Annotated in this window: 10 protein-coding genes; 8 read left to right on the top strand and 2 right to left on the bottom strand. The window is 64.4% G+C overall.

What is annotated here, in order from left to right; translation table 11 throughout:
• Positions 1–44: 44 nt before the first annotated feature.
• Positions 45–974, top strand: coding sequence for a sugar kinase (locus ACP153_RS21200; protein ID WP_424973007.1), 930 nt, complete (start codon positions 45–47; stop codon positions 972–974).
• 56 nt (positions 975–1030) lie between these two features.
• Here the strand turns inward: ACP153_RS21200 and ACP153_RS21195 are convergent, their stop codons facing one another.
• Positions 1031–3394, bottom strand: coding sequence for a hypothetical protein (locus ACP153_RS21195; RefSeq protein ID WP_424973006.1), 2364 nt, complete (start codon positions 3392–3394; stop codon positions 1031–1033).
• Positions 3395–3731: 337 nt separating this feature from the next.
• Between ACP153_RS21195 and ACP153_RS21190 the strand changes: the two genes are divergently transcribed.
• Genes ACP153_RS21190 through ACP153_RS21165 form a run of 6 tightly spaced genes read left to right on the top strand, consistent with a single transcriptional unit; the run spans position 3732 to position 9670 of the window.
• Positions 3732–6593 carry a monovalent cation/H+ antiporter subunit A gene (locus tag ACP153_RS21190; protein WP_424973005.1) on the top strand — a complete coding sequence of 954 codons (2862 nt, stop codon included), beginning with the start codon at positions 3732–3734 and terminating at the stop codon, positions 6591–6593.
• Between the two features lies 1 nt (position 6594).
• On the top strand, positions 6595–6990 hold the full coding sequence (locus ACP153_RS21185; RefSeq protein ID WP_424973004.1) for a Na+/H+ antiporter subunit C: 396 nt from the start codon (positions 6595–6597) through the stop codon (positions 6988–6990).
• Entirely contained in the window at positions 6987–8528 is a 1542-nt protein-coding gene (locus tag ACP153_RS21180) for a monovalent cation/H+ antiporter subunit D (protein WP_424973058.1), read from the top strand. Before ACP153_RS21185 ends, ACP153_RS21180 begins: the two co-directional genes overlap by 4 nt.
• A 3-nt stretch (positions 8529–8531) precedes the next feature.
• Positions 8532–9023, top strand: a complete 492-nt coding sequence (locus ACP153_RS21175) for a Na+/H+ antiporter subunit E (RefSeq protein ID WP_424973003.1) — start codon at positions 8532–8534, stop codon at positions 9021–9023.
• The gene (locus tag ACP153_RS21170; RefSeq protein ID WP_424973002.1) at positions 9020–9289 is read left to right on the top strand and encodes a K+/H+ antiporter subunit F; all 270 of its coding nucleotides are present in this window, start codon (positions 9020–9022) and stop codon (positions 9287–9289) included. Before ACP153_RS21175 ends, ACP153_RS21170 begins: the two co-directional genes overlap by 4 nt.
• A 9-nt stretch (positions 9290–9298) precedes the next feature.
• On the top strand, positions 9299–9670 hold the full coding sequence (locus tag ACP153_RS21165) for a Na+/H+ antiporter subunit G (RefSeq protein ID WP_424973001.1): 372 nt from the start codon (positions 9299–9301) through the stop codon (positions 9668–9670).
• Between the two features lie 5 nt (positions 9671–9675).
• Here ACP153_RS21165 and ACP153_RS21160 read toward each other — a convergent pair whose 3' ends face one another.
• Entirely contained in the window at positions 9676–11151 is a 1476-nt protein-coding gene (locus ACP153_RS21160) for an FAD-dependent oxidoreductase (RefSeq protein WP_424973000.1), read from the bottom strand.
• A gap of 391 nt (positions 11152–11542) precedes the next feature.
• On the opposite strand from ACP153_RS21160, the gene ACP153_RS21155 reads away from it, so the two are divergent.
• Entirely contained in the window at positions 11543–15850 is a 4308-nt protein-coding gene (locus ACP153_RS21155) for a hypothetical protein (RefSeq protein WP_424972999.1), read from the top strand.
• The last annotated feature ends 58 nt before the right edge of the window (positions 15851–15908 follow it).

Genomic DNA, 15908 nt, shown 5'->3' with positions numbered 1-15908 from the left:
CAGCCGCTCTGGACTTGGGGGGAGCGGGGGCGTCAAATGCAGGCATGGCAGAAGCGGAGATCCTGACCCTTGGCGAGCCCCTGATCGAGATGGTGCGCTTGCCCGGCGCGCCCGGTGTCCCCGCGCTCTATCAGCAGGGTGTCGGGGGCGACACGTTGAACGCGGCGGTGGCGGCAGCACGAGCCGGGGGACGGGCCGGTCTTCTCGGAGCGGTTGGTGGAGACCTTCTGGGGGATGCGGTGCGCGGGTTTTGTGCCGAGGCGGGGGTCGCGACCGCCCATCTTCTGTGCCGGACCGAGGATCCCACGGGGGTGAACGTGATCGATCCGGACCCGGCGGGGCGGCGCTTTGCCTACGCGCGCCGGGGCTCGGCGGCGAGCCTTTACGGGCCGGGGGACCTGCCGGTTGCCGCCATTGAGGCGGCCCGGGTGCTCCACGTGTCGGCGGTGAGCCAGGCGATCAGCGTCCCCATGCGCGAGGCGGTGCAGCGCGCCGCGGAGATCGCGCGGGCAGCGGGCACGCTGGTCTCCTATGATCTGAACCTGCGGCTGAGCCTCTGGTCGCTGGAGGAGGCGCGGGCCTGCATCACCGCGTTTCTGCCCATGGCGGATATCCTCCTGCCCTCGGAGGATGAGGCCGCACTCTTTCTCGGCCATGAGGATCTGGAGCCCGCCCTGGCCTATTTCGAGGCACTGCCCGCCCGGCATGTGATCTTCAAGCGCGGGGCGGCGGGGGCAATCCTGCTCTCGGAGGGCAGGCGGACAGAGATCCCGGCCATCCCCGTGGAGGCCGTGGATAGCACCGGGGCCGGGGATTGCCTCGCCGGGACGTTTCTCGCCGGGCTGGTGGCGGGGCAAAGCCCGCTGGCGGCGGCGCAGGCGGCGGTGCGGGCTGCGGCCGATACCGTCAGCCGCTATGGCGCCACGGCTCCGCCCGTTTTTGCGCCGCCATCGGGGCTAGGGGCAGGGGGCTGATCCGGCCCCGCCAAGGGCCGAACGCCACACTATATATATCGAGCCGGTTTTCTGCCTCAGATCAGCGGGCCGCCGAGGCTGCTCCAGGCGTCTTTGGGCGGTGGCCAGGCGCCCGCATCCATCCGCATGTGGAAGGCATTGCCACTGATCCCGGTGCAGAGCACTTCGATCCCGTCGCCATTCACCACGGCGGTGGGGCTGTCGATCACCTGCCCGCCCAGGGGTTCCCAGCTGCTCCAGCTGCTGCCGGTGCCGCGGATCGCGAAGACCCCGCCGGAGATCCCCGTGGCGAAGATCACCACATGATCGCCCGTGCTGACCGCGCAGGGCGGGCCCATGATCTGCCCCCCGAGATCGGTCCAGCCCGTGGCCGAGGGGCGCCAGCCGCCGCTGCCCAGGGTCTTGGCAAAAAGCTTGCCGCTGATCCCGCGCCCGCAGACGAGGATTTCGCCCTCATGGGCGCAGCCATGGGGATCGGCGCTGAGCTGTCCGCCGAGCTCGGTCCAGCTCGGCTCGCTCTGGGTCAGGGCGTCCTTGGGGATGATCGCGTGCACCGGCGTGCCCGCCGCGCGGCGCGTCACCACATGGAGCCCGTCCGGCCCCGGGATGCCATGGGGGCGGCCTTCGAACGGGCCGCCCAGCCGATGCCAGCCAAAGAGGGACGGGGCCCAGCCCGTGGCGCGGCTCTGCTTGACGAAGATATCGCCCGAGATGCCGCGCACCAGCGCCTCGTTGAATGCGCCGCTCTTGCTGGGCGCGACCTCGCCGAGGATCTCACCGCCCATATGCTGCCAGCTGGCGGAGGACCATGTGCCATCGGCGGCCATGCGTTTGTGAAAGGGCGCGCCGCTCGTCCCGCGCACCCAGACCGACAGCTCCTTGCCCGCCTGGGCGACCGTGGGCCGGTCGGTGACCTCGCCGCCCATATCCCACCACTCGGTGCGGGCGGGCAGCCATGTGCTCCCGGTTCGGCGCTTGTGGAGGGGCGATCCATCGGCCCTGCGCGCAAAGACATGGAGATCGCCGCCACTCACCCGCGCCGCATCGAGCCGGGGCGCCCGGTTCCAGCTGACGCGGATCCGCGCCTCCTGCCCGGTGATGTCGAGCACCTCGATCTCCAGCCCGTTCTCATGCCCGCCATAGAAGGCCGTGTCGCTGGCCTCCAGCTTCTGACCCGTCCGCAGGGAGCGCAGCTCGGTCGCCTCGCGCGACTGGCCCGAGATCAGGGTGACCTGCGGCTCCGCCTCGCCGGGCGCGCCGCCTTTGATGTCGGTGCCGTTCACGTGATAGACGAAGACCCCGTTTTCCAGCGCATTGCCCAGGAGGCGGTCGAACCGGATCGGCGCACCATCGGGCGTACGGCCAGTCCGGGTGCGATATTCGACGATGAAGAACTCGCCCGGGCGGCGGTTTTTCTCGGGCCGGATCACCAGCGCATTGCCCGGCGCGCCATAGGTCGGGCGGAGCGTAATCTCGCGGCTGGCAAAGGTCGGCTCCACAAGTTGCGGGTCGGTCCAGTTGAGGAAGAACTTGAGGAACCCGTCGAAATGGGGGCTGTCGAAATGCAGGGCCATGATGCTGGCATCGCCGAGATAGCCGAGCGCATCCTCCTGCGTGACGCGCGTGCCATCCACCCGCCGGTTGTAATAGTCGCCGATCCCGAAGAAGAGATGCCCGAGCTCATGGGCATGGAGCTGCGCCGAGGACGCGCCCGGGCCTTGGGAGCTGAGCACGATCTCCTGAAAGGGCATGCCGGGGGCGAGCTCGGTGGCCACGGGCAGGGTGCGTTTCACCGCGCGGTTGATCTGGCTGGAGCAGACATAGACCGAGCCGCCGCCCCCGGCCGGAAAGGCCCAGTCGGCGATCTCGGTCAGGCTTTCGGCGTCGTCCCAGTCATGGTCCGGCCCCGCCTCGATCGCGGTGATGAGATCCGCGATGATGTTGCGGCGATGGATCTTGCCATATTCGCGCAGCACGGGATTGCCGTTTCCGGTGCCGAAGCGGGCCGGATCGCGGCCATGGATCCGAAATGCGGCATAGCCCGTGTAGTTCTCGGGGGACATGAAGTCCCCGGGATTCTCGAGGACCCCGCTCGCCGCGTTATAGCGCGGCTGGATCCCCTCGAGATTGCCGCGCCAGTCCCGCGGATTGGGCAGGATGCCCGAGCGCAGGCGATAGTCGAAATCGAAACGCTCAAAGCTGTTTTCGCGGTAGAAGGCCCGGGCCAGATCCATGGAGGCGCGGGTCGATTGCACCAACGTGCGCAGCGCGCGCAGCCCGCCCATCCCGTCGGAATAGAGATAGGTCAGAACAGGCAGGCGGATGAGGCGGGTTTGTCCCTGTTGGGAGAGCCGGTTGCGGCTGCGGTCATGGGCTTCTTTCTTGGAGAAGCCCGCAATATCGGACTCGATCAAACGCATAAGCGATCACCTTTGAAAATGGTACGTTGTAAAAATGTCTTGTCAGTCCGAACCCCGAAATCTGGGGCCCGTGGGCAGACCCTGCCTTGTGCGGCGCGGCTTGGCAACTGTTTCCGACATTCGCACAAAACTGCCCGTTCCGCCGGATCACCCATGGCTCAGAGCATGGGCGCCGCGACATGGTCGCGATCACCGCCTCCAGAGGGCGGAGGAAAAACCTGCGCAACTGGGGCGAATTGCGCATCCAACATGTCTCGCTAAGGGTTAAAGTTTCCTGTATTGCTGGTCCGGATAGCGTCACCCAAGGCGCATACGACAAGATCCGTAAGGGCATATTATGAGCCACGGGGGCCCTCTCCTTTTCATCATCGCATTGCTGCCATTCATTGGTGCCCTCATTCCCGGAGTGATGATCCGGGCCGGGCGAACCGCATGCGCGTCTTTCACCGCTGTTCCGACGGCTCTCGCCTTTCTCATGCTGCTCTCGCTGGCGCCTCAGGTGCTCTCGGGGGAGGTGATCCAGGCCGAAGTGCCATGGTTGCCGCAGCTGGGCCTCTCGGCGTCGTTCTTCCTGGACGGGTTGGGGCTGCTCTTTGCGCTGATGATCACCGGCGTGGGCCTGCTGATCACGCTTTATGCGCGGTTTTACCTGTCGGGCGAGGATCCGATGGGGCAGTTCTACACCTATCTCTTGCTCTTTCAGGGGGCGATGCTGGGGATTGTCCTGTCGGATAACATCCTGCTTCTGCTGATCTTCTGGGAGCTGACCTCCCTGAGCTCCTTCCTGCTGATCGGATATTGGAAACACCTGCCCGAGGGCCGTCAGGGCGCACGCATGGCGCTGACCGTCACAGGCGCGGGCGGGCTCGCGATGATCGGGGGGATGCTGATCCTCGGCAATATCGTGGGCAGCTTCAACTTGACGGATATCCTCGTGGCCGGGGATCAGATCCGCGCCTCCGAATGGTACCTGCCCGCGCTGATCCTGATCCTGCTGGGCGCGTTCACCAAGTCGGCGCAATTCCCGTTCCATTTCTGGTTGCCCCACGCCATGGCCGCGCCGACGCCGGTTTCGGCCTATCTGCACTCGGCGACCATGGTGAAGGCGGGCGTCTTCCTGATGGCGCGCATGTGGCCTGCGCTGGCGGGGACCGATGCGTGGTTCTACATCGTGGCGACCACCGGGTTGATCACCATGGTGCTGGGCGCGGCAATCGCGCTCTTCAAGGATGACCTGAAGGCGCTGCTGGCCTTCTCGACGGTCAGCCATCTGGGCCTGCTGACCATGCTGCTGGGCTTTGGGACGCAGGCGGCCGCCGTGGCTGCGGTGTTTCACATCATCAACCACCTGACCTTCAAGGCGGCACTCTTTATGACCGCGGGGATCGTCGATCACGAGACCCATACCCGCGATATCAAGCGGCTTGGCGGGCTCAGGCATTTGATGCCCATCACCTTTGCCATCGGGACGGTCGCAGCGCTCTCCATGGCGGGGATCCCCCTGTTTAACGGGTTCCTGTCGAAGGAAATGATGCTCGAAGAGGCCGCCCATACGGGCTGGGCCGGGAGCCATTATGCGGTGCCGGTTCTGGCGACGATCGGCGCGCTTTTGTCGGTGGCCTATTCCTTCCGCTTCATCTCCCATGTCTTCCTCGGGCCGGTGCGGGACGACTACCCGCACAAGCCCCATGATCCGCCCTTTGGCATGTGGGCCTCGCCCGCGCTGCTGGTGGTGCTGGTCCTCGTGATCGGCATGGCGCCCTTTGTCGCCGAAGGCATCGTGACGGCGGCGGCCAGCGCCGTGACCGGCGCGGATCTGCACCCGCATCTGAAGATCTGGCACGGCTTCACCCCGGCGCTCTGGATGTCCTTTGCCGCGACCCTCGGCGGTCTCGCCCTGCTCAGCCAGCATGGCAAGCTCGATCCGATCTGGCAGGCCGCGCGCCGCCCCGAAGCCAAGGAGATCTTCGACAAGCTCATGGCCGCGGTGCAGGGCGCCTCGGCCCGCGTCACCGAGATCACCCATAACGGCGCGATCAGCCGCTATCTGGCGATCTTCACCCTGGCCTCGGTCACCATGGGCTGGATCGCCTATTCCGGCAGCGGCATCTCGGCCCCCACGCGAGAGCTTTTGCCCGTGCCGCCGGTCATCGCCATCGGCTGGCTGATGCTGATCGTGGCCACGGCCTGCGTTGTGAGCATGCACCACTACCGATTCCGGGCGCTGGTCCTGATCGGGATCATCGGGCTGTCGATCTCGGCGGGCTTTGTCTATCTCTCCGCCCCCGATCTCGCGCTCACGCAGATCTCGGTGGAGACGGTGACCATCATGCTTTTGCTGCTGGCGCTGCATTTCCTGCCGAAAGTGACCCCGAAAGAGAGCCCCACCGGCCTCAAGATCCGCGACGGCATTATCGCCGTGGCCGCGGGTCTGGGCGTGGGCGGGCTGGCCTTTGCCTTCCTGCAGCGGGATATCTCGACCATCTCGGACTACCATGTCGCCAACAGCTATGAGGGCGGGGGCGGCACCAATGTGGTGAACGTGATCCTCGTGGATTTCCGGGGCTATGACACCTATGGCGAGATCATCGTGCTGGGGATCGCGGGCCTTGTGATCTATGCGCTGATGCATGCGCTGCTGAGCGGGCCCGCCTCGAAGCGGCTGAAGAACACCGATTATGATCAGGACCGCTCCCGCGACCGCCATCCGATGATGATGGTCGTGGTGACCCGCGTGTTGATGCCCATCGCGGTGGTCGTCGGGCTCTATATCTTCCTGCGCGGCCATAACCAGCCGGGCGGGGGCTTTGTCGCCGGTCTGGTGATCGCGATTGCGCTCTTGATGCAATACATGGCCTCGGGCTTTGCCTGGACCCAGGAGCGCAAGCGGATCGAGTATCACACCATGATCGGGCTCGGCGTGGTGATTGCGGGCCTGACCGGGATCGGCGCCTGGCTCGTGGGCCGGCCCTTCCTGACCAGCGCCTATACCTACGTCCACCTGCCACCCATCGAGGAGTTTGAGCTGGCCACCGCCATGCTCTTTGACCTCGGCGTGTTCCTGACGGTGCTCGGGGCGGTGATGTTGATGCTCTACAGCCTCAGCCGGATCGCGCGCTTTGCGGGCGAGACCGTGAATGTGGAGCCCATGGATTACGACCCGGCGGGAAATACCGCCGAGAGCGAGGTGGAACGCTGAGATGGAAGTCATTGTCGCCAGCACGGTTGCGGTTCTGACGGCGGGCGGGGTCTACCTGCTGCTGCGGTTGCGCACCTTTCCGGTCATTCTGGGCCTCGCGCTGCTGTCCTATGCGGTGAACGTGTTCCTGTTCGCCAGCGGACGGCTGGCCATCGACCAGTCGCCGATCCTATCGAAATACGGAGAGGCCACCTATACGGACCCGCTGCCCCAGGCGCTGGTCCTGACGGCCATCGTGATCTCCTTCGGGATGACGGCGGTGCTCGTGATGATCGGCCTCGCCGCCTATCTGGAGGCGGATTCGGATCGGATCGACATTCATGAAGAGGCCGATACGGCCGAAACCCCGGGACCGACCGAGACGCCGGAAACCCTCGAGGCGGAGGGCCGGATCTGATGCATTGGATTATTCTTCCCGTCGTCCTTCCGGCGATGCTCGCCCCGCTCATCGCCTTCGTGATGCGCCATGACATGCCGCTGGCGCGGACGGCCTCGCTTGCGGGGACGGTGACCCTTCTGGCGGTGGCGCTCGGGCTCGCAGGCCTTGCGGCGGACGGCACGACCCATGTCTACCGGCTGGGCGATTGGCCCGCGCCCTTTGGCATCGTGCTGGTGCTCGACCGGCTCTCGGCGCTGATGGTGCTGCTGACGGCGGCGCTGGCGCTCATTGTGCTGGTCCATGCGATCACCACGGGTTGGGACGCGCGGGGGCGGCATTTCCATGCGCTGTTTCAGTTTCAGCTCATGGGGATCTGCGGCGCCTTCCTGACCGGCGACATCTTCAACCTCTTCGTGTTCTTCGAGGTCCTGCTGATCGCCTCCTACGGGCTGATGATCCATTCCGGCGGCAAGGAGCGGATCCGCGCGGGCCTGCAATATGTGGTGATGAACCTCGCGGGCTCCACCCTGTTTCTCTTTGCGCTCGGCACGCTCTACGCCTCCACCGGGACCCTGAATATCGCCGATCTCGCCGCCCGCGTGCCCGAGATCCCGGCGGAGGAGGCGGCCCTCGTGCGTGTCGCCGCGATCCTTCTGATGCTGGTCTTTGCGGTGAAGGCCGCGCTTTTCCCTGTGCAGTTCTGGCTTCCGGCGACCTATGCCAATGCGCCGGCGCCCGTGGCCGCTCTCTTCGCGATCATGACCAAGGTCGGGGCCTATGCGATCCTGCGGGTGCATACGACCGCTTTTGGACCGGGCAGCCCGGGGACCGAGGATCTGGCGAGCACCTGGCTCTTCCCGACGGCCATCGTGACGATCGCGATCGGAGCGCTCGGGGTGCTGGGCGCGAAACGCCTGATGCCGCTGATCGCCTTTTCCGTAGTCGGATCCATGGGCACGATGCTGGTGGCGGTGGCGGCGTTTTCACCCGGAGCGACCTTCGCGGCACTCTATTACATGGTGCATTCGACCTTTGCCACGGCCTGTCTTTTCCTGATCGCCGATCTGGTGATCACCCGACGCCAGCAGGATGGGCTGCGCGCCACGGCCCCGATCGTGCAGAACGGCCTCTTTGCGGCGCTCTTCTTTGCCGCCGCGATCGGCATGGCCGGGATGCCCCCCCTGAGCGGGTTTCTCGGCAAGCTCCTCGTGCTCGACGCCTTGCGCGATCCGGGGATGATGGGCTGGGCCTGGACGGCGATCCTCGCAGGCTCGCTCCTGACGATTGTCGGATTTGCCCGGGCGGGCAGCGTGATCTTCTGGAAATCCACCGCCATGGCCGCGCCGGAGCCGGTCGCCGAGACCGAGGTCGAGGCTGAGGCGCCGCCCCCCGCCACGGCGGGCCAGATCGCCCCGTCCATGATCGCGCTGGTCACCCTGGCCGGGCTCGCGATCTTTGCCGGGCCGGTCTCCGCCTATCTCGAGGACACCACGACCCAGCTCTTTGACCGGGCGGGCTATATCGGCGCGGTGCTCGGCACCGGGGAGGAGGGTTAACCCATGCTCGCACGCCTTGTTCCCCATCCCCTGCTGAGCGTCACCCTTGTGCTGGTCTGGCTCGCCCTGGTGAACACCTTCACCCTGGGCAACCTGATCCTTGGGGTCGCGTTCGGCATCATCATCCCGATGCTCACCGCCGCCTATTGGCCGGACCGGCCCAAACTCGGCAAGCCCCTGAAGGTGGTCGAATACCTGCTCGTCGTGCTCTGGGATATCGTTGTCGCCAATGTGCAGGTGGCCATGATCATCCTCTTCAAGCGCGAGACCGATATCCGCTCCCACTGGATCCCGATCCCGCTGGAGCTGACCTCCGCCGAGGCGATCACCGTGCTTGCGGGCACGATCACCATGACCCCGGGCACGGTTTCGGCCACGCTCTCGGCCGATGGCGGCTGCATCCTCGTGCATTGCCTGCATTCCGACGATCCGGACGCGGTCCGGGACGAAATCAAGACCCGCTACGAGGCCCGCCTGAAGGAGATTTTCGCATGATCGAATACGCTCTGCTCTTTGCCGCCCTGTGCTATGGCGCGGCGCTCATTCTGGATCTGTGGCGGATCGTGGTCGGCCCGGCCTCGGCAGACCGGATCCTCGCCCTCGACACGATGGTGATCAACATCATCGCGCTGCTGGTGCTCTACGGGATCTGGCGCGGCACGGCGATCTATTTCGAGGCCGCCATGCTGATCGCCATGGTGGGCTTCGTGTCGACCGTGGCCTATTGCCGGTTCCTGCTCCGCGGCGACATTATCGAGTGAGGTAGACAGATGGATTTTCTCGCAGACCTCCTCATTGCCGCCGCCCTGGTGATCAGTGGCGTCTTCGGTTTTGTCGGCTCCTACGGGCTGATCAAGCTGAAGGACACGGTGCAACGCCTCCATGCGCCGACCAAGGCGACGACCCTCGGGGTGGGCGGCGTGCTCGTGGCCTCGATGATCTATTTCGCCAAGACCGGCTATGTCTCGGTCCATGAACTGCTGATCACGCTGTTCCTGTTCCTGACCGCACCGATCACCGCGAATTTCATCGCCAAGACCTATATGGCCCGCAACATGGCCAAGAAGGAGCTGCCCGACAGCACCGGCGACTATGGCTGGTCCGTCTATGACGACCCGCCCCAGAGCAAGCAGGACGGCTGAGCGCCCTAGATCGGCGCGGCCTCGATCCCGAACCGCTCCGCCACCCGGTGGAGGACGTCGCGGCAATGGGCGCAATCCTCCTTGGCCGTGGCCTTCATCCGCAGGAGCGCCGCCATCCGGCGGGGCAGCGGATACCAGCGATCCATGTCGAGCCCGCAGCGATCCAGCAGCAGCATTGGCAGGGTCTGCACGGCGGTGACCTGGTTGAGATAGGCCTGCGCCGCCGAGGCCCCGACCCAGGCGTCGCGATCCGTCCGAAAGAGCGCCTCCAGATCCAGCGCATAGAACCCCTGACCCCGCAGCTGATCGCGATAGAGCAGATGCGCGCCGAAAAACCCGGCCACACTGGTCAGGAAGTGAAAGGCCCGGCGCGGATTGATCGACAACACGCGGCCTTGGGGGGAGAGGACAGGCATCGGGGGCGACATCTCCGCGTCGCGAAAGAAACTGCCCCCGCAATTGACAAAGATGCTGCCCGGCGCGACCGGATGTGACGCGCCGCTGCGCAGGCGGATCTCTGGCCCCGCGTCTCCATCACAGACATCTTCGAGGTACTCGGCCAGCGAGGCCGAAAGCCCGGCCTCCACCTGTGCGAATTCCTCCTCCGATTGCAGGCCATAGAGAAACCGGCCGGTTGGCCCCTCTGGATCCGTGGAATGGGTCCGACGGATATGATCGAGCAGCGCGGCGTCATCCTCGCCATCATAGCGCATCGCCACGTCATGGAAGAGGCGCGAGACCAGCTCTCCAGAGGTCCAGCGTTTGATCCCCGAGGGCAGGTATTTCGTGCGGTTGAGAAAGGTTGTGCCCCGCCCCTTGATCAGCGTCACCTGCCGCGCGGGATCCGCGGCCAGGGTGGCGAGCACCGTATCCATCCCCGTCTTGCCGCCGCCGAACACATAGACCGGTGCCTCGGGATGGGCGGTCAGGGTCGCGCGCAGCTCTTGCGGGATGATCGACAGAACCTGATCGGAGCTGAGGGGCAGGGGCGCGGCCAGGGCATAGTTCAGCCCCGCCGCGTGGATGGCATGGTCCGCCTGCACGGTGGTCTCGCGTTCGGGCGCGTCGATCGGGTGGTAGGTGACCTGGGCGCGGGGGCCCTGATCTGTCTCCACCTCCGCGCAACGGCTGGCGCGACTGCCAAAGGCGGTCTCCAGCGTCACCCGCGCCGAGACCGGGCCAAGCGCCCGGCCCAGATGGTGCTGCACCTCGTCCCGCTTGGCGAGATAGCTCGGCGGTTTGCGCCAGTCCCAGCGCATATTCCCCACGGTGAACATCGGATGGGGCTGGTGCAAGCGGACATAATCATAGGCTGTATTCCACATGCCCCCCGGCTCAGGCTTTTCATCCACCAGCAGGACCCGCGCCCCCTTGGGCAGATATTCCGTGGCAGCCGCCAGCGCGTTGAGCCCCGCAATCCCGGCGCCAATGACCACAAGCGCATAGCGCTCCACCGCTTCTCTGGAACTGTCGTCGCGCATCTGGGCCTCGCCGTCTTGTCGTCCTCGAGGGCCATCATGGTCGAAAGGAGCCGTTAAGGACAGGTCCAAGCTGGCCGGGCGACAGGTTCCGCCTGCGCAACAGACCGCTCTGAACCCGCCGAATTCCCTCCATTTTGGAATAGCGCGGCAATTGGTCCGAATTGCCGGAAAACACTGCCGGAAACGCTTTTAAAAACGCAATTCCGCAAAATCTAGCAATCCCGGGCTGATTTTAAAAAGTGCTTATCCATTGCTCATTTCACGAACCAGTGATTTCCTAATTGAATACCGTGATGTCCAGTATTGGGAAGTCTTTGGAATGCGTATTGCTCTTGGCGGCCGCCAACGTCCGAATTTTCGCTCCGTTCTGTGCCGGGCGCTGGGGACGACCATGCTGGCATCTCTCTCCCTGAGCTCCCCGGCCCTTGCGCAGGATCTCTTCTGGGACGCGGGCGCGGATGGCAATGACCCCACGGTGATTACTGGCGGCGATGGAGATTGGAACGCTGCGGACCCGGTCTGGAGCGATGGCGCGGCCAATACCAATTTCACCGATGGCGCCTCCGTCAGCTTCGGCCCCGGCGCGCCGGACCCTTATACGGTGACGATCACCGAGCCGGGCGGGCTCAGCGTGAATGACATCCTGTTCTCGACCGATGTGAATCTGGTCTCCACCGACCCCACAACCCTGAGCGTCACCGGAACCCTGACCGCCGATGCCAGCGTCTCGATCTCAGAGACAATCGATGTGAACACGGCCCTGACCGTGACCGGCACCGGAGAGGTCACCCTAGCGGGCGATGTGTCCGGAGATATCACGTCAGATGTGGCTCAACTGAGCTTGAGCGGGCTGACAACAAATGTCGAGAATGCAGGAGGGTCGCTCGTCGCACGAGGTGGCGAGACGGAAAACCTGACCAATACCGCTGGCAACACGCTCATCACTGATGGTCATCGGATCACCGGGACCACCCAGATCGACGGCGGCTCGGTAACCTTGAACAATGGGCGCCTTCAGGAGGTCGTTATCGCCCCGGACGGATCACTGACGCTGGAAGACGATACGTTCTTTGGCCTCAGCCGCGCCACGTCTGTCACAACAGCAGGGGAGTTTGTCATCGAGTTCGGCTCGGTTGACGCATTGACCGTGACCGGAGGGACTGTCCTTGTCGAAGAGGCGGGCGTCCGGAATCTCGACATACAGGGCGGGACAACCCAAATTGAGAGCATTGTCATCGTTTCAAATCAGACCACTGTCTCCGGTGGAAGCTTGACGATTGAAGGCGGGATTGCCGACGACATCCTCGTCAGCGGGACCGGCCGTGTGGTGCTGGACAGTGGCCTGGTTGACGATGTCACGCTGGGCCCGGACACAGAGTTTGTGTTCGGTGGTGGCTCCTTTGCAGAGGTTGTCACCCTCGGTGGGACAGTGGAACTCTTGGACGGCGAGATCCGGGTGCTGAACACGAACGGCACCGATGCGGTTCTGGAATCCCGCGTCTTGGTCACCGACGCGACGACTGTTGATGGCAGCACTCTCACGGTTGAGGGCGGAACTCTTCTGGGGACCACCGAGGTCGTCAATGATGGCAGGCTGGAGCTTAACGATGCGCAAGCCGACGCGATCAATACGATCGGCAACAGCGCCGTCATCATGGACCGCAGCGAGGTGGGAACGCTCACAAGCATCGGTCCCGTCACGATATCAGACAGTCGGATCGAGACGCTCGAAATGCGCGGGGATTCCGACATTTCCGCGAGTATCATCACAACCTTCGACAACAGCGGTAGGGGGCATCTCTCCAACGGAACCACCGTTGGGTCCCTGACCAATTCTACGGGTCGCCTCGAGATTGAAGATACGGTCGAGGTAAGCTCGATGCATATCGCCCACGGCACCGTGGCGCTCGAGGGCGGCACGGTTCTTGGGGAGACAACCATCGATGGGCCCGGCACGCTCGATATGCTCAGTGGCGAGATCGCGAACATCACCTCCGCGGGCACCGTCAACCTCGACGGTGGCTCGGTCGGCACCCTGCATAGCACGCGCTTTGCCCGCTTAGATGGCGGGGAGGTGGGCACCCTGTTGATCGAAGGCGGCAGCAACCAAATCAAGGGAACAGCCCAGGTCACCGGTCAGACGACCATTCGAAACGGAAGCTTCAGCACGTTTGGCGGCACTCTCATCGGCGATACAACGGTTGAAGACGGGGGATCCCTGTTCACCAGCCAGGGCAGCATCAGCGAGACCGCGTTCACAACGATCGAAGCAGGCGGCATGCTTGAAATGCGGGGCGGCACCTTTGGCACCCTGTCAAATGCTGGAGCGATCCGGATGATTGATGGCCAGATCGGGGATATCAGCGCCAATACGGGCACCATGACCGTGTTGAACGGGTCTCTGGGTGCCGTCACCAATAGCGGCCAGTTCGACCTGGAGAACGCGCAGCTCACCGGGTTCACCAATCTGGACGGCAACGCCGAGCTGAGATCGACGCGGGTTCGGGGCAGCACCCGTGTCGAGGGGGGTGTTCTGGACATTCTCGACGTCTCCCTGCTGGGCCCGACAGTCATCGGTGATGGCGGCGTGATGACGATCGATGGTGGAGAGACTCGTTCGATCACTGTCGAGCAGGGCGGCAGCATCGACATGGATGCGACCTCCACCGGAGACATCATCAATGACGGGTTCACGCGGATCAGATACAGCGATGTGGGCGACATCACGAACGGCACGGATCCTGCAAGCGCCAGCGATGCAGTTCTGAGGCTGGATACAGGATCAATCGGCCATGTCACGAATAACGGGGGACAGGTCTCAATCTCTTCGCCCGTGATCGAAAGCCTCGACAATGTCAGCGGAACAACTTTCATTTCAGGGGGCGGACAGATCAACGGGGATGTCCATGTCCGCGGTGGTGACCTGTTTCTGGACGCTGGCGACATTCTCGGAACTCTGACAACTAGCGGTTCCGCGGGCCTGATCCTCGGGTCCTTCGCCAGCGACCCGCTACTTGGCTCCCTGACACTTCAAGGCAGTGGCGAGCACTTGCTGCTCGGAGGGATCGCTGAAACGCTCGAGATCAATACGGACACGATGATTGAGGACCTCGAAGCCAGAACACCTGTCCGGGTCAATTCCGGGACCACCGAGTTGATGACAGAGCTGACCTTCCACGGGGTGGAAGGCGATGTGATCGTCGACAACGCCAACCTGGTCCTGACATATTTCAGCGATAGTACTGTGGCCTCGGTTACCGGGTTTGTGGAGCTTCAGGACAATGTCGCAGTGCGCATGCGCGGCAGTGGTGAACTCAACGAATTCCGAAGCACCGGGCGCGGAAACAGCTTTTCGCTGAGCAACACACGCGCCACGGAAACGCTGACCGTTACAGGCGATGCGACGACCACCGGCACGACCTTCGTGCTGGATGTGGACCTCGCGGGCGCCACGCAAAGTTCGGACCGCCTGATCTTTGAAAACCTCGCGGATGGAGAGACGGTTGCGGTCGCTTTCAATGCTCTGGGCAGCTCCGATATGGTCGATGGCGACTTGATGCCTATTCTCGTGAACACACCAGATGCGATCGTCGATGCCGACTTTTCAGCGCTGGATGCAAGTTCCGGTCTCTTCGACTACACACTGACCACCGAGGACAACCTGACCTACGCCCTGCAATCGAACGTCTCTCAGGATGTGATGGCTATCGGCGCGGGGTTTGCGGCGACGCAATCGCTGATCGGGGCCATTGTCAGCCGTCCCGAGGCTCCGCCGACCACGCCTCGTGACGCCCGGCGCGCGCCGGAGGCCCTGTGCGGCTATGGCGGCTGGGGTCGGCTGACCGGCGGCGATCTGGAGAGCGAGACCGGCTTTCACTCCGACACCACGCGCGGCACGCTTCCGACCGATCTCGACTATGCCGGGGTGCAGCTCGGGGCGGATATGGCCTGCCTCAATGACCGGTTTGGCGGCTGGGATCTGACCTTTGGCGGCTTTCTCGGCTTCAATTCCGGCCAGGCGGATACGCGGTCCATGGCGGGTGCGCCCCTCACCCGCACGGAGTTCGATCAGAGCTATGCGGGGCTCTATCTGGTGGCGGAACGCGGCCCGCTCTTTGCCGATCTTCAACTGCGCTACGAGGATATGGGGTTCGATGTCCAAAGCGGCGGCGGGTCCGAGCTGGATCTCGACACGGGCTATGACGCGACCGCCCTGACCCTGTCCGGCGCCATCGGATACCAATGGCAGGTGCCGGGCACCGCCGGGCTGAGCGTCACGCCCCGCGCCGGGTTTTCCCTCTCTCGCAGCGAGACGGACCAGATCCGGCTCGGTGATGCAGCGGTGCTGGAGATCGACGAAAGCGACCAACAGCGCGCCTTTGCCGGGCTCACCCTGGCGCGGTCCTTTGATCCGGCAAGCGCGGTCGGCGCGCTCCACCTCTTCGGCAGCCTGACCTATCACGCCGATCTCAGCGACGGCTATGACGCGGCCCTGTTGAGCCCCGAAGCGTCGACGTTTCGGGTGGACGGGATCGGCGATTACACGGAGCTCAGCGCCGGGATCAGCCTCGCGCGGGTCTTCGGGGCGGAGCGCGCGGGTCCGGCCCGCCATCTGAACGCCGCGCTGCGCGTGGATGCCCTGTCGGGCGAGAGCGTGGACGGCTGGGGCCTGACCGGCGAGATCCGATTCCAGTTCTGAGCAGGCCAATTTGCGTGCCCGCACAGCACTAAATTCACATAATTCCGATTACAGGGGG

The sequence above is a fragment of the Dinoroseobacter sp. S76 genome, from assembly GCF_049801095.1.
In the GTDB taxonomy this organism is placed as follows: Bacteria; Pseudomonadota; Alphaproteobacteria; order Rhodobacterales; family Rhodobacteraceae; genus Dinoroseobacter.
The sequence above is the reverse complement of the archived record's forward strand: the minus strand, read 5'-3'. Positions and strand labels throughout refer to the sequence as shown.

What these genes read in the sequence shown, in the direction of transcription:
- ACP153_RS21160 (WP_424973000.1), bottom strand. Translation starts at nt 11,151, where the DNA reads ATGCGCGACGACAGTTCCAGAGAAGCGGTGGAGCGCTATGCGCTTGTG.
- ACP153_RS21185 (WP_424973004.1), top strand. Translation starts at nt 6,595, where the DNA reads ATGGAAGTCATTGTCGCCAGCACGGTTGCGGTTCTGACGGCGGGCGGG.
- ACP153_RS21155 (WP_424972999.1), top strand. Translation starts at nt 11,543, where the DNA reads ATGCTGGCATCTCTCTCCCTGAGCTCCCCGGCCCTTGCGCAGGATCTC.
- ACP153_RS21190 (WP_424973005.1), top strand. Translation starts at nt 3,732, where the DNA reads ATGAGCCACGGGGGCCCTCTCCTTTTCATCATCGCATTGCTGCCATTC.
- ACP153_RS21195 (WP_424973006.1), bottom strand. Translation starts at nt 3,394, where the DNA reads ATGCGTTTGATCGAGTCCGATATTGCGGGCTTCTCCAAGAAAGAAGCC.
- ACP153_RS21175 (WP_424973003.1), top strand. Translation starts at nt 8,532, where the DNA reads ATGCTCGCACGCCTTGTTCCCCATCCCCTGCTGAGCGTCACCCTTGTG.
- ACP153_RS21165 (WP_424973001.1), top strand. Translation starts at nt 9,299, where the DNA reads ATGGATTTTCTCGCAGACCTCCTCATTGCCGCCGCCCTGGTGATCAGT.
- ACP153_RS21170 (WP_424973002.1), top strand. Translation starts at nt 9,020, where the DNA reads ATGATCGAATACGCTCTGCTCTTTGCCGCCCTGTGCTATGGCGCGGCG.
- ACP153_RS21200 (WP_424973007.1), top strand. Translation starts at nt 45, where the DNA reads ATGGCAGAAGCGGAGATCCTGACCCTTGGCGAGCCCCTGATCGAGATG.